27 protein-coding genes are annotated in these 18,925 nt (G+C 61.4%); 21 read left to right on the top strand and 6 right to left on the bottom strand.

Annotated elements, in window-relative coordinates:
* Positions 1–109: 109 nt before the first annotated feature.
* The gene (locus IEX88_RS17685; RefSeq protein WP_188853205.1) at positions 110–916 is read left to right on the top strand and encodes a GNAT family N-acetyltransferase; all 807 of its coding nucleotides are present in this window, start codon (positions 110–112) and stop codon (positions 914–916) included.
* 106 nt (positions 917–1,022) lie between these two features.
* Here IEX88_RS17685 and IEX88_RS17680 read toward each other — a convergent pair whose 3' ends face one another.
* Complete coding sequence (locus IEX88_RS17680) at positions 1,023–2,009, bottom strand: GlxA family transcriptional regulator (protein WP_244640293.1); 987 nt, start codon at positions 2,007–2,009, stop codon at positions 1,023–1,025.
* Positions 2,010–2,408: 399 nt separating this feature from the next.
* Between IEX88_RS17680 and IEX88_RS17675 the strand changes: the two genes are divergently transcribed.
* From IEX88_RS17675 to IEX88_RS17600, 16 genes are all read left to right on the top strand, one after another.
* Positions 2,409–3,236, top strand: coding sequence for an alpha/beta fold hydrolase (locus IEX88_RS17675; protein WP_244640342.1), 828 nt, complete (start codon positions 2,409–2,411; stop codon positions 3,234–3,236).
* 126 nt (positions 3,237–3,362) lie between these two features.
* Complete coding sequence (locus tag IEX88_RS17670) at positions 3,363–4,061, top strand: hypothetical protein (RefSeq protein WP_188853201.1); 699 nt, start codon at positions 3,363–3,365, stop codon at positions 4,059–4,061.
* Complete coding sequence (locus IEX88_RS17665; protein WP_188853200.1) at positions 4,061–4,525, top strand: hypothetical protein; 465 nt, start codon at positions 4,061–4,063, stop codon at positions 4,523–4,525. The genes IEX88_RS17670 and IEX88_RS17665 overlap by 1 nt, the downstream gene beginning before the upstream one ends.
* Before the next feature lie 59 nt (positions 4,526–4,584).
* Positions 4,585–4,992 (top strand): hypothetical protein, encoded by a 408-nt coding sequence (locus IEX88_RS17660; protein ID WP_188853198.1) that lies wholly within the window; start codon positions 4,585–4,587, stop codon positions 4,990–4,992.
* A complete protein-coding gene (locus tag IEX88_RS17655; protein ID WP_188853196.1) occupies positions 4,992–5,351 on the top strand; it encodes a hypothetical protein in 360 nt (119 codons plus the stop codon). Before IEX88_RS17660 ends, IEX88_RS17655 begins: the two co-directional genes overlap by 1 nt.
* A gap of 41 nt (positions 5,352–5,392) precedes the next feature.
* Positions 5,393–5,761 (top strand): hypothetical protein, encoded by a 369-nt coding sequence (locus tag IEX88_RS17650; protein WP_188853194.1) that lies wholly within the window; start codon positions 5,393–5,395, stop codon positions 5,759–5,761.
* Positions 5,758–6,123, top strand: a complete 366-nt coding sequence (locus IEX88_RS17645) for a hypothetical protein (RefSeq protein ID WP_188853192.1) — start codon at positions 5,758–5,760, stop codon at positions 6,121–6,123. Before IEX88_RS17650 ends, IEX88_RS17645 begins: the two co-directional genes overlap by 4 nt.
* On the top strand, positions 6,123–7,226 hold the full coding sequence (locus tag IEX88_RS17640) for a hypothetical protein (RefSeq protein WP_188853189.1): 1,104 nt from the start codon (positions 6,123–6,125) through the stop codon (positions 7,224–7,226). The genes IEX88_RS17645 and IEX88_RS17640 overlap by 1 nt, the downstream gene beginning before the upstream one ends.
* Positions 7,226–7,597 carry a hypothetical protein gene (locus IEX88_RS17635; protein ID WP_188853187.1) on the top strand — a complete coding sequence of 124 codons (372 nt, stop codon included), beginning with the start codon at positions 7,226–7,228 and terminating at the stop codon, positions 7,595–7,597. Before IEX88_RS17640 ends, IEX88_RS17635 begins: the two co-directional genes overlap by 1 nt.
* A gap of 384 nt (positions 7,598–7,981) precedes the next feature.
* Positions 7,982–9,034, top strand: coding sequence for an N-acetylmuramidase domain-containing protein (locus IEX88_RS17630; protein WP_188853185.1), 1,053 nt, complete (start codon positions 7,982–7,984; stop codon positions 9,032–9,034).
* Between the two features lies 1 nt (position 9,035).
* Complete coding sequence (locus tag IEX88_RS17625; RefSeq protein ID WP_188853183.1) at positions 9,036–9,389, top strand: hypothetical protein; 354 nt, start codon at positions 9,036–9,038, stop codon at positions 9,387–9,389.
* 1 nt (position 9,390) lies between these two features.
* Positions 9,391–9,879 carry a hypothetical protein gene (locus IEX88_RS17620; RefSeq protein WP_188853181.1) on the top strand — a complete coding sequence of 163 codons (489 nt, stop codon included), beginning with the start codon at positions 9,391–9,393 and terminating at the stop codon, positions 9,877–9,879.
* Between the two features lie 8 nt (positions 9,880–9,887).
* A complete protein-coding gene (locus IEX88_RS17615) occupies positions 9,888–10,334 on the top strand; it encodes a hypothetical protein (protein ID WP_188853179.1) in 447 nt (148 codons plus the stop codon).
* A 129-nt stretch (positions 10,335–10,463) separates the two neighbouring features.
* Positions 10,464–10,745: a PepSY domain-containing protein gene (locus IEX88_RS17610; RefSeq protein ID WP_188853177.1), complete on the top strand. Its 282-nt coding sequence runs from the start codon at positions 10,464–10,466 to the stop codon at positions 10,743–10,745.
* Between the two features lie 309 nt (positions 10,746–11,054).
* Entirely contained in the window at positions 11,055–11,408 is a 354-nt protein-coding gene (locus IEX88_RS17605) for a hypothetical protein (protein WP_188853175.1), read from the top strand.
* A 239-nt stretch (positions 11,409–11,647) separates the two neighbouring features.
* Positions 11,648–11,932 (top strand): integration host factor subunit beta, encoded by a 285-nt coding sequence (locus tag IEX88_RS17600; RefSeq protein WP_188853173.1) that lies wholly within the window; start codon positions 11,648–11,650, stop codon positions 11,930–11,932.
* 149 nt (positions 11,933–12,081) lie between these two features.
* Here the strand turns inward: IEX88_RS17600 and IEX88_RS17595 are convergent, their stop codons facing one another.
* From IEX88_RS17595 to IEX88_RS17585, 3 genes are all read right to left on the bottom strand, one after another.
* Complete coding sequence (locus IEX88_RS17595; RefSeq protein WP_188853171.1) at positions 12,082–12,261, bottom strand: hypothetical protein; 180 nt, start codon at positions 12,259–12,261, stop codon at positions 12,082–12,084.
* A 26-nt stretch (positions 12,262–12,287) separates the two neighbouring features.
* Complete coding sequence (locus tag IEX88_RS17590; protein ID WP_188853169.1) at positions 12,288–12,548, bottom strand: DUF6894 family protein; 261 nt, start codon at positions 12,546–12,548, stop codon at positions 12,288–12,290.
* 383 nt (positions 12,549–12,931) lie between these two features.
* Positions 12,932–13,216 carry a DUF6894 family protein gene (locus IEX88_RS17585; protein WP_188853167.1) on the bottom strand — a complete coding sequence of 95 codons (285 nt, stop codon included), beginning with the start codon at positions 13,214–13,216 and terminating at the stop codon, positions 12,932–12,934.
* 245 nt (positions 13,217–13,461) lie between these two features.
* Here IEX88_RS17585 and IEX88_RS17580 point away from each other — a divergent pair, with 245 nt between their 5' ends.
* On the top strand, positions 13,462–13,656 hold the full coding sequence (locus IEX88_RS17580) for a hypothetical protein (protein WP_188853165.1): 195 nt from the start codon (positions 13,462–13,464) through the stop codon (positions 13,654–13,656).
* Between the two features lie 280 nt (positions 13,657–13,936).
* On the opposite strand, the gene IEX88_RS17575 is transcribed toward IEX88_RS17580, so the two are convergent.
* Positions 13,937–14,128 carry a hypothetical protein gene (locus IEX88_RS17575; RefSeq protein WP_188853162.1) on the bottom strand — a complete coding sequence of 64 codons (192 nt, stop codon included), beginning with the start codon at positions 14,126–14,128 and terminating at the stop codon, positions 13,937–13,939.
* Between the two features lie 1,387 nt (positions 14,129–15,515).
* Positions 15,516–17,453, bottom strand: coding sequence for a hybrid sensor histidine kinase/response regulator (locus IEX88_RS17570; protein ID WP_188853160.1), 1,938 nt, complete (start codon positions 17,451–17,453; stop codon positions 15,516–15,518).
* Between the two features lie 263 nt (positions 17,454–17,716).
* Here IEX88_RS17570 and IEX88_RS17565 point away from each other — a divergent pair, with 263 nt between their 5' ends.
* From IEX88_RS17565 to IEX88_RS17560, 3 genes are all read left to right on the top strand, one after another.
* Entirely contained in the window at positions 17,717–17,908 is a 192-nt protein-coding gene (locus IEX88_RS17565) for a DUF3606 domain-containing protein (RefSeq protein WP_188853158.1), read from the top strand.
* A gap of 9 nt (positions 17,909–17,917) precedes the next feature.
* Positions 17,918–18,049 carry a hypothetical protein gene (locus tag IEX88_RS27075; protein ID WP_274604625.1) on the top strand — a complete coding sequence of 44 codons (132 nt, stop codon included), beginning with the start codon at positions 17,918–17,920 and terminating at the stop codon, positions 18,047–18,049.
* 193 nt (positions 18,050–18,242) lie between these two features.
* A complete protein-coding gene (locus IEX88_RS17560; RefSeq protein WP_188853156.1) occupies positions 18,243–18,797 on the top strand; it encodes a DUF4142 domain-containing protein in 555 nt (184 codons plus the stop codon).
* Positions 18,798–18,925: the final 128 nt, after the last annotated feature.

Raw genomic sequence — 18,925 nt, 5'->3', positions numbered from 1 at the left:
GCATTTTGCGCGGGTTTTCGTTTCAAGCGACGCGCGGAAAATCTGTAATTCCAGTTCTTGTCGAGCACGTCGGCTCCTCAGCAACTGGTCTCAATTGTGGGGATTGGAAATGACAACCGACATCTTTTTCGGATCCGAGGCGCAGCAAGAGATGCAGCGAAGAGCGGCCGCTCTCTGGCAGCTTGTCTCGGACGATTCCCGGTTCGCGTATGAGGGGCGCTGTGTGGCATTGGACGGGGCAAGCCCTGCCGTCGTGGACCTCTCCAAGGCGCTGGTGGTCGCACAGGGCGGATCGGCTTCCTTCTTCGTGAAGGCATCCGACGAAGACAAGGTGACCGCCGCTCTAAACGCTGAAGGCTTCAGCACCGATCGCTGGGAACACCTGATGGGGGCCGAGACGTCGGTTGGCATCAGCCGCGACATTCTTGCCAAGGCGCGGCTGCCAGACGGGTATCGCATCTGCGAGATCGGCCCGGAATCGTCCGCCGAGGAAGTCCGGCAGTTCGTCGACCTCGCCCTGTCCTGCGGCGTTCTCCCGCCTGCAGGGATGGCTCTGCGCGGTCTGACGCGCAACAGCGTCGCGTATCTGCTTCTGGATCCGCAGGGCCGCGGCATCTCGTGCTCGGGAGCCGTGGCCAGGCATCATCCAGAGAGCCCCTTCGGTGACAGTGCCTGGTGGGGCATGCTGGCGACACGGGAGGACATGCGCGGACGTGGCTTCTCTGTGCATCTTGGAGCGCTGGCGCTCACGTCGATCGCCGAGCGTTTCGGGGTCCATCGCTTCTACACCGGCGTTCGGCGCGACAATCTCGTCTCCATGGGTCTCTGCCGAAAGCTTGGCCTCGGCGATCACGGGCTTGTCGTCATCGCGGCGCTCGACCGCAAGCTTTTCGGCGACGCCCAAATCACCAAGTAATCCCCAGGTGTGGTTGGGGGGAGGCAATTTGATGAGAGCCATCACGATTTGCGGTCATGGGGGTTTGCCCGCCATTCCGTGGGGTCTATCGCGGAGCGACCGAGGGCTAACCAACCCCGAAGCGCTTGCGGTATCCACTGGGAGTCAGTCCCGTCAGCTTGAGGAAGACTTTGCGAAACGACGCCGGATCATCATAGCCAACAGCCCATGCCACCCTTTCGACGGGAATGCGATTGAGCGACAGCATCTCCCGCGCCCTTCCGATGCGGAATCGCTGGAAATAATCATTCGGCCTCAAGCCCGTTGCCTTGATGAAGCGGCGCATGAACGTCCGCTCTTCAAGACCAGACCACGACGCCATCGCCGATACGGTAACGTCACGCGGGCCATTCTTCGCCAGTCGGTCCTGAACCTTGAGGATGGCGTCGTCCCCATGCGCAAGCCTGGGCGCAAAGACGCTGTAGAACACCTGCTCACGCCCCGGCGGGTCAAGCACCATGAACCGCGCCGTCTCTGCCATCGCCACGGGGCCGAGCGTTCGCTCGATGATATGCAGTCCGAGATCCGTCCAGGACATCAATCCGCCCGCCGTCATGACGTCGCCGTGGTTGATGAAAAGTCGATCCGGATCGACCGAGATGCCGGGAAAGCGACGCACGAGATCGCTGACGAGCGTGTAATGCGTGGTCACGGCGCGGCCCTTCAGGACGCCGGTCTGCGCCATCAGGAAGGCGCCCCCACAGACAGACGCGAGTTTGGTGCCCTGCGCATACTGTTCGCGCAACCAGTCGACCAGGCTCGGCTCGTAGCCTTCGTCACCGGGGCGCTTGATGGATGGGGCCATGATGATGAAGCTGGGGGATCCCCCGGCGTCGGGCACCGTGTCGTAGACCCGGCTCGCTTCGATGCTGTCACGGGGGCTGAGATGACTGAGCCTGATAACGGCCTCCGTCGCGCCGAGACGTTCGCGGGCGAGCCTGTCGGCAAAGTGGAACATGTCCGTCAGCCCGTGTACCGCCGACATCTGCACGCCGGGATATATCAGGAGGCCGATTTCATGCGGCTTTTCGAGCTTCAACATCTTCTTGCGCACTTTCCTGAAGTAATAAGCAGCACATACTACCTATACAGCCGGCATGAAATTTGTAAATAGAAAATATAACTTAGTCATCTTCGTATCGGTATCAATAAAAATGGCTATTTATACAGCATACTTTCTGTTGTCGACAATAAGCGGTCTTTGTCGGTTTCGGCTCGAATTATGTCTGAAAAGGCTGTTTGCGGCGATGCAGCACGCGCCTAATCCAAGAGGCATCGGCCTCGTCTCGGAGCTACGGACATGACTCAGAACCAGCGGCAACAGAGCGGCACAACGCGCCGGGACATCCTCATCGGCTCGGCGGCTGCTGCCGGGCTGGCCATAGCCCTTCCGGGCTTGGCCAGGGATTCCAAGGCGGCACCCAAAACAACAGAAAAGCAAGGAGTGAGCGGCATGAACACGATCACCGTGAAGGACGGCACCGAAATCTTCTTCAAGGACTGGGGTACAGGTCAACCGATCGTCTTCCACCACGGTTGGCCGCTGAGCGCCGACGACTGGGACGGTACCATGCTGTACTTCCTGTCGCAGGGTTTTCGCGTCATCGCTTACGATCGTCGCGGCCACGGTCGTTCAAGCCCGTCGCCTGTCAACAACGACATGGACACCTATGCCGACGATTGCGCGGCCTTGGTCAAGCATCTCGGCCTGAAGGATGCGATCCATGTCGGCCACTCCACCGGCGGCGGCGAAGTGACGCGCTACGTGGCCAAGCATGGCGGAAACGGCCTGGTATCAAAAGCGGTGCTGATGAGCGCGATCCCGCCGGTGATGGTGAAGTCGGCGAAGAACCCCGGCGGCTTGCCGATCGAGGTGTTCGACGGCATCCGCGCCGGTCTGGCCGCCAACCACGCGCAGTTCTATCGCGATTTCGCCGCCGGCCCGTTCTACGGCTTCAACCGTCCGGGCGCGAAGACCTCGCAGGGCATCGTCGACAACTGGTGGCGTCAGGCGATGATGGGCGACCTCAAGGCGCACTATGACTGCGTCAAGACGTTCTCGGAAACCGATTTTACCGAGGATCTCAAGCAGATCGAGATCCCCGTCCTGGTGATGCATGGCGAGGACGATCAGATCGTCCCGATCGCCGATACCGCGCTGCTGTCGTCCAAGCTGCTGAGAAAGGGCATCCTGAAGACGTATCCCGGCTTCCCGCACGGCATGTTTGCGACCAATCCGGACGCCATCAACGCCGATCTGCTGGCTTTCTTCAGGAGCTGATCTCGATGTCTCGACCTCTCCCCGTTCCGGAGAGAGGTCGAGCGCTGGCTTCGCTCTCGACAAGCTGGAGGTCACGCCTCCCTCGATCTGCTGGCGGCTGACATTGCGGCCGGGACCGCCGGCGCAATGAACTCCATCCGCCTGGCCAACGCTCGCACCTTTCAGATCGATGTCGCATCCGTGTCGCGAGACGAGGCGGCGGCGTCTCGGATCAGCGGGGCGGAGGCAAGGCTGGCGAGCGTCGAGGCAGGGGTCGCCGGCAATGCCTTAGCGACGCAGGCGCTGACGACGCGCGTAGCAGCGACAGAGTCCGGCCTGTCGTCCACTTCCTCCGCGGTCACGACAGCCAACGCCCGGATCGATGGGGTCGAAGGCGTCAATGCAGGGCAGGCCACTTCCATCTCGTCGCTGAGCGGTCAGGTGAGCACTCTCAATGGCCAGACCTCGGCCAATGCCGAGGCCATCCTTGGCGTGAGCGCAGAGGTCGCCGGGGCCTTCGCTTCCGGTCTGATCCGGTTTCAGGCAGTTGCTGCGCCCGGCGGGGTGAGTTCGCGCATTGCCATCCTCGCACGCGCCTCGACCGGCACCGGCTTCGTCGAAACCGGGACCTATTGGGACGCGATGCAGGACGGGACAGGGCGGATCGTCAACCTCGCCAGCCGGTTCATCGTCACTGACGGGGTCACGTCAGTCGCGCCTCTGATCGTTTCGGGCGGAGTGGTGCGCTTGAACGTCGCCTACTTCAACGTCCTGCAGTCGACCAATGGCCAGCTGGTCATCAACGGCAACGGCGGCGGCTACATCTCCATGAGCGATAACAGCTGATGGCCGTTCGCACGCTCATCACGCCCGGCCGCGTCCTGGTGTCGAAGGCGGGGAACAATGCCAGCCCCTCCATGCCCGACGAGGGCAAGATCTTCGATAGCGACTGGGGCTTCACGGGAACACTGCTGGCGAGCGGGTACTACCTCGACCCGGCGCCGCCCCACGATGGCAATCCCGACCGCACCCTGTCATCGGGGCAGCACGTCATTGTCCTGCCCGCCTTCTTTGCGGTGCGGGACTATTTGGTCCAGACCACCTACGCCGTCACGCGCAGTGTCGCCTACTACAATGGCGGCTGGGGATCGCGTAGCCAATTCGTCCACGGGCCGCTGTTTGACGCGCGCCATTGGGTTGTCGACACGGCGCTGAATGCCCTGACGCGGGTGCGCTCGCTCGCCGAGACCGGGCCCGATCGGTACGTCCGCTATCCCGGCGCCTGGTCCTATCAGGTCTATGCGGTATGACCCGCCGGCTCGAGATGGGCGCGAGATCACGCCTGGGCTTCGGGGCGTCGATATCGGTCGTGGGGCAGGATGTCACCAGCCCCGCCGCGCGGCTGCTGTTTTCCACGGACGTGAGGCTGGCGCAGATCCTGTTCGAGGCGACGGTCGAGATGCAGACCCGGACGTTCGGGCAGACCACCGCGCCGCCGAACTATCCCGGCGTTCCGGCCAATTCCGGCGTGACCCGCTACTTCACCGAAGGCTACGCCCGCTTCGTCTTTCCCCGGGCGCTGCCGTTCCCGCCGATCTGCATGATGACGGTGGTGGGCGTCGAAGGGGGCGTCACCACCTATCGCTTCGCCACGGTCCAGTATGCGCCCGCCGGCGACAGCGTCGAGCTGTTCTACACCTATGTCCGAGACAGCGACCCGGCGTTCTCGCGCGTCGCCATCCGGGTGTCGGTGCTCAACATCCCGGCGGACCGCTGATGGCCGAACGAATCCGCATCGCTCCTGGCATGTTCCGTGTCTCAAAGCCGGGCATCAATGTCCTCAGTGCCGGCGAGTTCGACCTGATCTTCTCCGAGGCGGCGGGTGGGCTGATCCCGGCTGTGTCCGGCATCGTCACGCGGCCGGGGTCGACATCGTACACGGCGCAGATACCCCTGCCGGAGCCCGGCTACATGCCGCTCATCTATATGCGCAATGCGACGTCGCCGGAGTACTCCGCCGAGGATGCGGCATCGATCACCTCCTACGTGAATCAGGAGAAGACCATCCTGTTCCTGTTCATGCCGGCGCTCATGAACCGCATCCGCTATGTCATCTTCAAGAACAGGCAGTTCTGATGTTTCTCGTCTACAGCGAAACGGGCTTCGTGCAGAACATGATGCACGAGCCGGTCGACGACAGCTATGTCGATCGCGTCCGGTCCTTTGGCTTCAACGTCACGCGGGTGCCGGACGCCTGGATGGCCGATAAGACGGCCGCCGACATCTGGGTCGAGCCGGCGACGGGCGAGATAGCGCTCCGTCCGGCGCTGCAAATCCATCTTTCCCGCACCGAAATCAAGGCTGACGGCAAGCGGCTGGCGACGATCACTGGCCTGCCGCGGCCCTGTGATGTGCTGATCGAGGGCGCGCTGCAAACCATCGTCGACGGCCGCCTCGACCTCGTCAGCGACATGCCGGCGGACTACGAGATCCGCATCGACCAATGGCCCTACCTGCCATGGTCAGCCACGGTGTCGGCCCGATGACCGTCGTCACGCTGCGCCGTGACATGACTGCTGAGCGGGCGCGGGGCAGGGCGGCGGTGGATGCGTTCCTCCTGCCAAGGATCGCGGCCTTGATGTCGCCTGCCGCGTCGGTGCGCGCGCTCAAGGCGGCCGAGGCGGGGCGGCTGCTGGCTGGCGCGATTGCGACATCGCCGCTTCTGTCTGCCGAGGCCAAGCAGCGAGGACTGGCTGAAAGCGACCTCGCCGCGATGGTGTTGGCCAAGGCGAGCGAGGCCGCCGCCGAGATCGCCTCGATCGAGGCACAGCGCCAGGCGGCACAAGCCGACATCGACGCCGCGGCATCCCCGCTCGCCATCAACGCCATCATCGAGAGGATTTTATAATGGCAGCGCAGCCTCCCTATACCAACGGCACGGCGACGGTGACGGCCGGAAGCGCCGTCGTCACCGGTACTGGTACCGCATGGAACATCGGCATCGTAAACGGCGGTGATTTCTCGCGCCTTGGCCTGATGATCCCCATCCTCTCGGTCGACAGCGCGACCCAGTTGACGCTCGCCTACCCATGGGCCGGCGCCACGGGGACCGGCGCCTACGCGATCTCGATCGGACGATCCGGCGCTGCGGACGCGACAACCGCGAATGCTCGTCTGGCGCAGCTCGTGGCGCAGTTGCAAGGCGTCAGCCCGTTCATCCAGTCGCTGCTCGATGATGCGGATCAAGCCGCCGCACGCAACACGCTCGGTGCCGCGGCTCCGATCGGCTTTACTCCAATTCAGCAGGGCGGAGGGCCGGGGCAGTTCGCGAACAAGACCAATATCGGCTGGACTGGTTCCGCACTGACCCTTGCTATCGATAACACCCTCCTGGGGAAGATGCTGGTAGGCGGCGTCAATGTCAGCACATTCATGGAGCAGTTGGCCCTCAATGCAGCGAACGCCGCCCAAGCTCGGGCTACGCTGGTCGCGCAGGAAAACCTCGGATGGAAGCCTTGCTCTGGGTTCCCGTATAGTCCGGCGTCGAATGTCTCCGGCGTCATCATCCCTATCCCAGCAGGTTCGAAAAGCCTTCGTGTTACTGGCGTTGCCAAGCCGTCCGTATTGTCAGCATTCGGGTTCATGCGTCTGAGTTACGATGGCGGTGCTACGTATAAAGCTGCCGCTACAGACTACAGTGCTGCAAGTTTTTATCATGTCGGGAGCGCAGTAGCTGGCTCTGGAGACCTAATTCAGAGTTACTTCAAATGCCTTGTCGCGGCGAACGATGCCGTTCTTTTTTCTACTTTCGATGCGCGGGTAGACTTTTTCTCGTCGGGCCTCGCCAAGATGATGGCATGGAGTGCGGGCTTCGCAACAAGTGGCGCATCATCGTATGAGTTGTACAACGGCTGGTCTAGAACTGGCGGCGCTCCAACTCATGCAATTCTGCAGCTTTCAGAAGGTGCATCGTTCACGCCTTCAACCAATATCATGGCGGAGTGCTTCTGATGATTACAGTGTATATGGATGGAATTGAGCAAGAAGTGCCGGACGATTTTCTAGGACCGGAAGTCCCAAACCCGATCGTCATAACGCCGCTCCCCCCTGTCTCTGACCGTCAGTTCTTTCAGGCGCTGGCGATCCGCGGTCACATCACCGAAGACGAGGCGCTCGACGCTGTCGGCCCCGGCATCATCCCGGCCGCCATGCTGGCGCTGATCGAGCAGCTTCCGGGCGAGGCGCAGTTCGGCGCCAAGATGCTGATCCGCGGGGCGACGATCTACGAGCGGGGCAATGACCTCGCCGGGCTGATCGGCTCGCTCTACGGCTGGGACGATGCGGCGCTGGACGAATTCTGGACATTCGCCGCGACGCTGTAGCCGCGGCCGTGCTCAGCCCCCGTCACAGGGGGAGAGAACGCGGGTCCAATAGAGCCAACGACCCGACGCACAGAGTGCCGAAGAGAACGACCACCAACACCGTCTGTCCTTCGAGGGACCGGAGCCAGAGGGCTACGGGGGCGGGCTTGACCATGCGTATTCTCCGGATGTCGCAGGCCTGAGGCGGCGATAGCCGCGTAGTCCGGGATACCGCCGCCTTGGACCTGCTTCAGGGCGCTGTAGGCGGGCACGCCGTCACACTGGTCGGCCCTTATCCGCGTCTCTGCTTGCGTGAGCCTCCCGAGATCATCGGGGCTCGCTGCGCTTTTCTCGTCCAGCCCGCTCTGAGCGGGCTTTTTCATGTCTGCCACAGGAGGCACCCCCATGACAGACTTCCGAGGCTTCAAGGGAGCCGCGAAGCCACTCGACGACATTGACCTGCCGAAGCTCGGCGCGCGTATCAGCGTCGGCGAGGACGAGATCCATGCCGTCATCGATGTCGAGGCGTCCGGTGGCGCTTGGGATCGCCAGGGGCGGCCGAAGATGCTGTTTGAGCCGCACGTATTCTACCGTAACCTCTCCGTCGCCGCGCGAGACAAGGCGGTCTTGGCAGGGCTCGCCTATCCGAAGTGGGGCGAGAAACCATACCCGGCCGACAGCTACCCGCGGCTACTGCAGGCCATGGCGATCGACGAGACGGCGGCACTGAAGGCGTCGTCTTGGGGGCTCGGCCAGATCCTCGGCGAGAACTTCGCCATGGCCGGCTTCGCTTCACCGCAGGCGATGGTCCTTGCCTTCCTCGACGATGCCGAGGCGCACCTCGAGGCGATGGTCGCCTTCATCATCGCGGCCGGGCTCGACGACGACATCCGCCGGCACGACTGGTCTGGCTTCGCCCGCGGCTACAACGGGCCCGGCTACGCCAAGAACCGCTATCACCTGAAGCTCGCCACGGCTTTCGCCAAGTGGTCGAAGATCAAGGACACGCCCTGGTCGCCGGCGGACGCGGTGGCGGCCGCAAACGACAACGCGGCGATCGACGCCTCGCCGGTGGCGCTCAGCCGCGGCGACAAGGGCGACGCGGTGAAGGGACTGCAGGTGCAGCTGCGTGACGTCGGGTTCTACGCCAGCAGGCTCGACGGCGACTTCGGCGCGGCGACAGAGGCTGCGGTGCGGGCGTTTCAGAAGTCGCGCGGCCTGGCGGTCGATGGCTGGGCCGGGATCAAGACGGTGGCGGCCCTATCGGCCGCGCTGCAGACGGCGCCTGTCGTCGTGGTCGCCGTTCCGGAAGCGGTTGTGGTGTCTGAGCCCGCCCCAGTGCCCGTGCCGGTCGACAAGCCGGCCGCGCCAGTCACCGCGCCGGCATTCACGGAAGACCAGATCCTCACCATGATCGCAGCCGGCGCGGCCGAGCTGCTTCGCAGAAAGGCGGCCTGACATGTCGAAGTGGGTTCCTGACCGCAAGGTATGGGCCGGCGGCCTGACCATGGTGATCGCCTGGCTGATCGTCCAGGCTCTTAACGTCTATGCCGGCGCCGACATCCCGATCGAGATCACCGCCGGGCTGGCCTTCGCAATCGGCAAGGCGGTCGAGTACCTGGTGCCGCAGCCGGCGAAGGAGCTGATCGCCAAGATCGACAACGACATTGTCGCGGCTGCCGGACACTCGTCCGAATCCCAGGTGAGCCCGTCCGTCGGCGCCGCGGCGGTGAAAGCCGTGGTCGAGGAGAAGCTGGCGCCGGCTTCGCCAGACTTCGACGCGCTGATGGCGCGGATCTCTGGAGGGCCGTGACATGACCCGCGGCCAGTATGGAGTGAAGCGCGACACGGACGAGGTCGTCATTCTCCGGATCTACCGAGGGGTCATCCACCATCTGCCGTTTCGTTGGACGGAGTGGCTGATGCTCTGGCCGGCCTTTGGGATGTGGATCGTCCTCCAGGTCGACACGGCAATGTTCTCGAAGTCCGCCTCCTTCGTCTACCTCGCGCAGTACGCGTCGGAATCGACGTGGGCGACCGTCCTTGGCTTCCTCGGCGTCCTTCGTCTGTTCGCGCTGACGGTCAACGGCACATTCGAGGGGTTCGCATTCTCCCCGCACATCCGCGCGGCGACGTCGCTGATCGGGGTGCTGATCTGGTCTCGCTTCAGCCTCGGCATTTTCATGGCTGCGGTGAACTCGGAGGGTGCCTGGTCCGGCGTCGTCGCTTGGTCCCTCCCGGTCATCATCGAACTGGTCAACACCTACCGCGCATGGTCCGATGTGCGACGCGAGCATGATTGAGATCGGTGATGTGGGAATGGATTTCGACGCAGGAAGTAGACAAGGTCGCCAACGCCATCATTGCCCTGCTCGCCGCAATCGCCGTGTTCTTGGGCCTGAAGAAGCCGGCGCAGGAACCAGGGCCACGGGCGCCGCCCCCCACTATGGAAGTTGCGACCGACTTCTTTGACGCGGAGGCGATCGGCTCGCTCACCCGCGAGGTGACCGGCGCCGCGGTGGCAGCCACGGGGATCACGGTCGCCAAGAAGGATCAGACGGACGCGATCAAGGCGCAGACGCAAGCGATGAACCGGCTGTGCGATCTCGCTGCGAAGTGGATCGAGGATCAGGAGGAGGCCGAAGAGCGCCGGCTCGAGCGGCGAGCCGAGATTGCTGAGCTCGACGCTGAGCGCCTGCGCCGGGAGAACGAGGAGCTCAATCGGCGCCTGAAGATGGACCCGATGCGCAAGGACTGATTACGCCGTCGGACCAAATCCTCTTCCACCGTTACGACTAACAACGGTGCGGCATCCGGCACCTTTCACAGGCGGAACGAAAAGGCTTAGGCACTGTTCTGCTGGCACCCTGCATTGGAGTTTCCCGCTATGCGTACGCCCATACTTTTCGCTGTGTCCCTTCTTTTTACAACCAGCGCCCTTGCCGTTGCGCCGGAAGCGCCGCCGGTTGATGCCATCAGGCTTTCAGAAGTCGTCGGAAAGGTAGAGGCGCGCCCGGAATTCGCGTTCATCGACCAGATCGACTATTCTGACGGGGTGTACCAGGTGGTCTTTTACATGAAAGATGGCGCTGAAGTCCGCATCGAGTACGACGTGAGGACTGGCGAGCCGATCGTTCCCAAAGTGGAGTCGACGAAGCCGGCACAATAATAGTCCAAGCTCGGCTGGGCTGAGCAATCACCCTGAGCCGCCGCCGCCCATCACCGGGTGGCGGCGGCCTTCTTCGTTTTCAGGCCTTGCGCGCGGCGTCGATATCCGCCTGCGTCTTCCGATCCTATATTGCCGGAGAGAATGCGGTGTCTGCGATTAGGGTTGCTGCGGTGCGGTTGCTGTTTTGGCGCCAGACAAGAGGACGATCGCGGCGTCTTGAGTGTCGCATGAATTGAGAAGGGAGTCGCAGCGGAGACGGAACGTTAAGCTCAATGCACCATTTTGGGTCGGCATAGTCGAAAGCCGTCAATGACCCAGCATCCGCACCTTCCTTGCGCCGTCGATTTTCCCGACGCGGCCTCTTTACTGGACGTGCGCGACGGCGACCTCACCAAGATGCTCGACGAATGCCGTCGCTGGTCCCAACACATCGAGATATTCCGAGCTTCGCTCGTCACTCCGGTCGCCCAAACGCTCTGGAAAGTCATGCTGTGCGAAGAAGTCCTCCTCGTCGCCGCGTCCATTTTTCGCATTGAGAACGAGATAGCTGAGCGTCTTCGGAATGCGGCGGCGGATGCTGTTCCGGCGCTCGGGGAAACCCTGCCGGCTCTCAAGGAGCCGCTCGTTTCTCTCGCGACTGACAAGACGACGGAGGCGGGCTAGCGGCTGGGATCTGGACGACTTAAGGGACCATCGGTTAGGCTGGAAACGAACATCCCGTTTCTCGCGCTCCTGAGGTCGCATGTCTCGGATCGGCTACGACGACTTCCGTTTTCCCGGCTTCGATCCGGACGACCTCCTCGTCGCGCTCGATGCCGGATTCTCGGACGAAGACGTGATTTACATGTTCGCCTTGGACAGCGACAACGGAGGGCAGCAAGCGCCGCTATTGGAGACGACCCGTGATCAAGTCCGAGCTTATCCAGATCATCGCCAGCCGCAACGCGCATCTCTTTGCCAGGGACGTCGAAATCATCGTCGATGCCATCTTTGATGAGATCACTGGAGTGCTGAGTGACGGCGGCCGGGCGGAGCTGCGTGGTTTCGGTGCGTTTTCGGTGAAGCACCGCCCGGCGCATTTAGCTCGAGATCCACGGACCGGTGAAACGATCAATATCGCGGAGAAGTGGGTGCCGTTTTTCAGGCCCGGCAAGGGGCTCCGGGACCGGCTGAACAAGCCTGCCTGACATGCGGTCGCGAAACGATGCCGAACGCGGGACAGGCCGTCGCCACGAATCGTTCGAAGCCAAGCTCACGCATCTTGGACAGAAGCGCACGGCCAATCATGGCGATGCTCTTCACCGGGTGGCGGCTTTCGTCGCGGCATTGATATAATCTACGGCGTCCTGAGATCGTTCGATTCCTCGATGCCGTGAGCATCCTCGTTAAACATGCCCAGCTCGTCTTCATCCTTCTCAGCAGGGCCAGGTTTGTGATTATCCATCTGGTCTTCGCGAGCCTCGTCTTCGGGCCCGACGCGCCTGCGTCCCCCGATGGTCTCTTTCGTATCCGACATTCTAGTTCCTCCTAGCGTCAGGTGAGTCACCCATCTTTGAGCGGGGCATCCGGCTGCAGGTGTGGCTGATCGATCAAGCGTACCATTCCAACGGTCGTTCCTAGCGGGTCGAGAATATCGATTACCTGGCCGTTAACCTGCTTGCCCGCCCTCACCAACTCGGCAAAAATCTCGCGAGCATACTCCTCGGCGCCCTGCTGCGCGTCCGCAGTGCTTTCGAACTCCTGGCCCTCACTGGCCGTGAGCAGTGAGTTTCCATTCCGAAGATTGAAAAAGTAGATCGCCATTTTCTCTCCATATGGCGTGTTAGCGAGCCTGGAGATAATGGCACCGAGAAGCCAGCTGGCAATGATCAAGTGTGCGAAATTGAGCCGCCGTCACCCTTCACCGGGTGACGGCGGCTTCTTTGTGGTAAGCTCTGCGCGTCCGAGCCGGCTAGCGCCACGAAATATGCCTCCTCAGCCTCAGCCCGAACTCGGACCCTTGCTGCCTCGATCGAAATACCCTCAACCCAAGCGGCCAGAGCAACGTGAAATTCAACCATCTCGCGCTCGTCCTCGTAGACGCGGCTCAGTAGCGCAACTTCAAGATAGCGAAGAGGCATGTCCTCACCCCGCGATGCTTCCAATGGCGGCTTCCGTACAAAACCCAGCCGGTGGCTTTCTGCGTTTCAGGCTCTTTCGCTCGTCTCGCTGAACCCACGCGGCGCCGGTGAGTGTAAGGCCGCGAGAAGCACCGACGCGAACGGCAGCATCAGAACCACTTTGTCGTTCTCGTCCCGGACCTCGAAAGTCGTGTCGATGTGCAGCCGCGTGCCCTTTCTGATCCGGTCTGCGATGATTTCGTGAGCGGCTTCTTTAGCCTCTCGACGAGCCGACTCAATGCCATCGAGCTCACTGCCCTCTGGATCTTCTACGACGGCGTCGTGATATCGGATGTGGAAGAAGTATCTCATGATGAGGCTTTCAGCAGGCGTCCCAGCTGAAAGCTGCACTCGCGGCGGCTAGTGCACAACGTCAGAACCGAACAGTCCCGCAGCGAAGTAAGTGGGCGGGCAACGTCACGGTAGCCGTCTTGACCTGATGGATGCGTTGGCAGATCGACTAAAGACGTCCATCAATGCGGTGCCGTCGCAGCGATGCCACGTTCTTGCGGCTATAGCTCCGTCATCGTCAGCATAATCGACCGGGAAATCAAGATATGGAAATCGACACCAACGAAGCCAATCGGTTTCTCGCCAAGGGCTCAGACGGCAAGGGCTATGACGTTCATCAGGTCGATGGTCCGAAGCGAACGGAGTGGTTTCTTTCAACCGGGGTGGCGCTGGCGTCCGACGATGGCATCGTGTTCACGGCTCCGGGCGACGACCTGGTTCTGACGAGAGTTGGCGCCTAGCCAATTTACCGGACACGAACGAAACCGGCGCAGGCCAAGACGCCGCCCGCCGCCCTGGGGAAGTCGGCGAGGGCTCAGCCCCTGCGGTCGCGCTTCTCCGCCTCCATGCGTGCCCACTCCTCCTGCATGTGGGGCATCATTTTCAGAACGCCTTTCGGGCAAGGCACCTCCACAGTTTTGGCGTTTCCCTGTCCCTGCTGGCGAAGAACCAAAGTGGCCCAGCACTGGCCATCCGGGTCCGTGCGGAAGCTCGCCAAGCCGCAGGGCTTCCGCCCCAATGTCATCGGTTCCCGAGGCCGTCATCACCCGGGGGGAGGTCTTCGGCGTGAGCCGGGGGAAGGTAGCCCAGCTGGATCAGCATGTCCGTCACCAGCACACGAATAGCCTTGCCTTGGGTCTGCAAATCGCGGTCCGTTGAAAATGCTTCCAGCGCCGCGAGAAGATCGGTTGGGGTGATGTGTGTGGCCTTCATAGGTTGGGCTGATCCTGGCGAGTCATCGGCAATGCGTTAGTTTACCGACGCAGACTTTGCCCGTAACTACTTAATGTCGCAAGGCTTCCGGTGCGCGCTTCTCTCGCCGGTCGGCGTCGCGATCATAACTCGGCGTCACCGTCCCCGTGTTGACGCTGTTGTAGCTGGTAGGCTCTCGGCCACCGGCCGGTCAGGACTCCCTTATTGATCCAGCGACGGGTGTCCCTGATCGCCATAAACCAGGCGCAGAAGAACGCGATCGACGATATGCCGATGGGGACGGCTAGGAAAATGAGCGGTATCAGGAAGCTAGACATGCCGGCGATGAAGCATGAGAGGTAGAAGACGTCTATCGCGCTAGCCCCGAGAATTCTGTGACTGAACTGAGCGTTGTGCTATCCATCGGCGAGCCTGATAGCCGACTTTTTCGTTCCGTATCATGTGGATAGGTTCGCACATGTTCACCCCCTCACCATCAGCGAGCAACCATTGGAGGGCTCGGATCATGGACGGCAGTCGGAAAATCGAAGGCGTTCGGGCATTCAACCGCGGAATCCAACGGGATCGCTGTCCGCATTCGCCAGGTTCCGCTCCGTTCAAGGAGTGGGTCGAGGGATGGAAGCATCAGAAGGCCGAGTTCGAGAAGAGGCTCGAGCACGAGCGTAACGCGATGCAGCTGGCGAAGGCGAGCTGACGCTTCCTTGCTCTGATGACGGACAGAGCGCGGCGGACCCGCCAGCGATCTTCCATGCTTACACAGCGATGTCTAATGCTGAGGGTTCCACGCGCTTTCTCGACCCGTGGCTGCGTCCAAGGATGTTGGCGAAAGCACGCGGAAGAGGACGATGCTCCACAGCCATCACGCGGATAACCGGCATCTCTCACTTAGGCACAAAGATTTTAAGTATTGGAACCATGTTGTTTATCGGCCCTTATGCACTGAAGCGGGGAATTTTAGGTACTCGTTCTGCAAGGTGCTTCAATGACCGATAGGACCGTCCAGCTTTCGGACATGGTCAAAGATCCGAGCGAGGGGCGCCTCGTGACTCCCACTCCACGCCCTGGATATCACCCTGTCCATAGTCTGCCTGGTTTTCTGAAGGAAAAGCTAGTTCAGCTGGATCTGGCTGCAGCGCAGATGAAGAGCAGAGCGAAAAACACCTGATTTCGCGCTGCGTACAGCGCACCGAAAGCTGATGCTCGTCACTCTAGCCGCCGCGAGCGAGTTAAATCCGCTTGTTGCTGATGCAGGTCGGCCAGCCCAATAAGAGCCGCGTTGTAGCCGATAGGTGGCGTCTGAAACACTACAGAAAAGTCCAGTCGGGTCTTTTCTCACGACAACCGTACGAGCGGAACATAGGAATACGCAGTAAAAAGCGCTAGGTTGCTATGCTGCTTTGTTAAGGGCAAGCGCCTCCGCGATAGCCCGCGATAGCTCCCGCTCCATAAAGGGCTTGGCCAGCTTCGGCACAGAAGTACCACTACCCTCAGGGAGGCTCGCGTAACCTGACACCATCAGGATCGGGAGCGATGGCTGATCAGTTCGAACACGCTGGATTAGTTGTTCGCCGGTCATTCCTGGCATGGCATAGTCGGTGATGATGAGGTCGACTCTGTGCTGGCTTAGCATAAGGAGCGCCTCTGCGCCTGAATGCGCCTGGAGCACTTCGTGCCCAAGCTCCATCAGCATCGCTGCCGTGTTGTCGAGGACCAGTGGGTCGTCATCAACAGCCAGCACTACGAGAGGGTCTGTTGCTACAGGCGCTGAATCCGGTTCGGCGGCTATAGGGTCAGTTTCTACATTGCCAGATCTTTTCCCCGAGACACGCATCCAGATCTCGGCCGTCGTGCCTGATCCCTTCACGCTCTTCAAAACGAACTTGCCTCCCGACTGATGCGCAAGGCCCTGAACCATGGGAAGCCCCAAGCCTGTTCCCTTGCCAACACCCTTCGTGGTGAAGAAGGGCTCGGTCGCCTGAGCAAGGGTCTGCTCGTCCATCCCTTCGCCCTGATCGATCACAGAAAGCCGGACGTAAGTGCCTGGCTCCAGACCATCCTGTGCGACGACAAGGTGGTCCACCTGTGCCGCTATGGTGATGGTTCCCCCGTTCGGCATCGCGTCACGCGCATTGACGGCGAGATTCACTAGAGCCAGCTCAAGCTGCCGGGCATCGGCGTACACCGGCGGGAGAATAAGAGGAAACCGCGTGTCGATCGTCACGCCGACGCCGATCGTGCGCTGTAGGAGATCGGCCATACCCCGCACTAAATTGGAAAGATCCACCGCTTCGAGCGCCAACTCCTGTTTGCGCGCAAACGCGAGCATGCGCTGTGTTAGAGAGGCTCCTCGCTCCGCCGCCATGATTGCACTACCGATGAGGCCGGAGACATCCACACCCTGTTTCATTCGGCGCTGCGCTATGTGCAGGCTACCAAGCACCACCGCAAGAAGGTTGTTGAAGTCGTGGGCGACGCCGCCGGTGAGCTTGCCAACCGCCTCCATCTTCTGCGCCTGAAAGAACGCCTCCCTGGTCCTTTCAAGCTCCTCCTGTGACTGCTTTCGCTCAGTCAGATCGCGCGTGATCTTCGCAAAGCCAAGAAGTCTGCCGTCAGGCGCTCTGATGGGATCGATGACGACATTGGCCCAGAAGCGAGTGCCATTCTTGCGCACCCTCCAACCTTCGGCTTCAAAGCGCCCCTCACGTTCTGCTGTCTGCAAGGCGATCGCCGGGATGCCCGCTGCCCGATCTTCGTCCGAGTAAAAGCGCGAAAAGTGCTCGCCGGTTATCTCGTCGGCCGTATACCCTTTGAAGCGCTCTGCTCCGGCGTTCCAGCTGCTGACCCGACCCTCAAGGTCGAGCATGTAGATCGCGTAGTCGGTCACACTGTGGACAAGGAGCCTGAACCGTTCCTCGCTGCGGCGAAGCTCCTCGTCTGCGGCTTTACGCTCGGTAAGGTCACGAGTGACCTTGGCAAAGCCCACGAGCTGACCCGTGTGGTCCCGGATGGGATCGATGACGACATTGGCCCAGAAGTGCGTTCCGTCTTTGCGAACTCGCCAGCCCTCAGCCTCAAATCGCCCCTCACGTTCGGCAGTTTCCAGCGCGAGTTTCGGAACATGATCACGTTCCTCCGGCGTATAAAAGCGGGAGAAGTGCTCGCCGATGATTTCTTCGGCCTCATATCCCTTGAAGCGCCGCGCCCCTGGATTCCAGCTCGTGACCACTCCCGTGGGATCGAGCATGTAGATGGCGTAGTCGGTGACGCTCTGGACCAACAGCTCAAATCGGCTGCCACTGCCGGCGGAATGTTCTGTTTCGCTCATAGCCCTTTTTGCCAGAAGCCAGACTAGTTGAGAAGGGGAGCTTACGGCCTGATGCGCACTGCTGCTTCGGCATATCGGATATTCTGAGGACTTGCCGTCACACGTCTCCTACCTACGTTGGCGTGGCGCTCGGATCGCAGCGCCCGCATACCGCCGACTCATGGCCGCCTTTGAAGTGCGCGTGACCCCTGGCGCAAGCTGCGACTTCCGGCACCTTTGGCGGTGTCGCGCGTTCCCCATCACCGACGATTGGAGAGACAGCCGTGAGCGACAATAATGAGATACCGCAGACTCAGGACTTTGATGTCCAGGAGCTGGCCGCGAAACACAACATCTCTGTTGAGGATGCCAAGCATATTATCGAGAAGGCCGGCACCGATAGGGGCTCAGTCGACGCTGCCGCTCAGGACTTCAAGCTGGGCACCGGTCCGTCGTCAAAGCAGAGCCAGGGTTAGGAGAGCCAGATGACTTTTCGCCTTTCCGCACTGATTGCGCTCGCCTTCGCGGCGAGCGTCGGTCTCACCGCATGCGGTGACAACGATGATCGCGATGACGTCGAAATCGAGGACAGTAGAGAAGGGGGCGATGACGACTAAGATGGGGCTGGCCGGCTTAGCGTGATCCTAAGAGGTCCCGCCGAAGCAGGTGACCGCTTGGTCGCGGTGGGCCAGCGCAATGACGAAGCTGTGTTCGAACGGCTAGGCGGAACCCGAAGCATTTTCGGAACAGGCGCGTACCGTCAGGCCTTCTCTCACCACAGCCGCACGGGCGGCACATGGGAGACAGGTTATGAGAAATCTATTGATGGTTGCCGGCTTTTCTCTGATGGCGAGTTCCGCGATGGCTCAGACGGCGCCACAGGAATTCGTCGCCAAGGCGGCTGCGGGTGGAATGTACGAGATCCAGTCTAGCGAAATGGTGGCTGCTGACGCGGCCGCGCCCGCCGATGTTCAGGCATTCGCCAAGCAGATGATCGCAGACCACACCAAGGCTGCTGAAGATCTCAAGGCTGCAGCTTCGAAGTCGAACCTCACGGTTCCGACGGCGGTCGACGCGAAGCACCAGGCGATGATCACCGAATTGAGTGGAGCTTCCGATAAGGTGGCGGTCTACCTGAAGCAGCAGCTTGCTGCCCATGAGGAGGCCGTCGCGCTGCACGAAGGCTACAGCTCCGCTGGGACCGACGAGAACCTGCAGGCCTATGCTGTCGCGACGACGCCGACGCTGAAGATGCACCTGGAGCATGTTCAGATGCTGACCGGTGGGGGCAACGCGGCAACCGGGTCAACCGGCGCCACCAGCACGACCAGCACCGGTAATTCGACGACCGCGCCAGCCAACTAAGCTTCGCGACCTGAAAGCGATTAGAGGCCGTCGTAGGGCGCCCTCTTTCGTTTGCCTGAAACGAAAAGGCCCCGCCGAAGCGAGGCCAGATGATGCGTGACATGCAACGTGATTGGACATTTCGTCCG

The organism is Aureimonas glaciei, from assembly GCF_014643375.1.
Taxonomy (GTDB): domain Bacteria; phylum Pseudomonadota; class Alphaproteobacteria; order Rhizobiales; family Rhizobiaceae; genus Plantimonas; species Plantimonas glaciei.
This window is presented reverse-complemented; position numbering and strand designations above follow the sequence as displayed.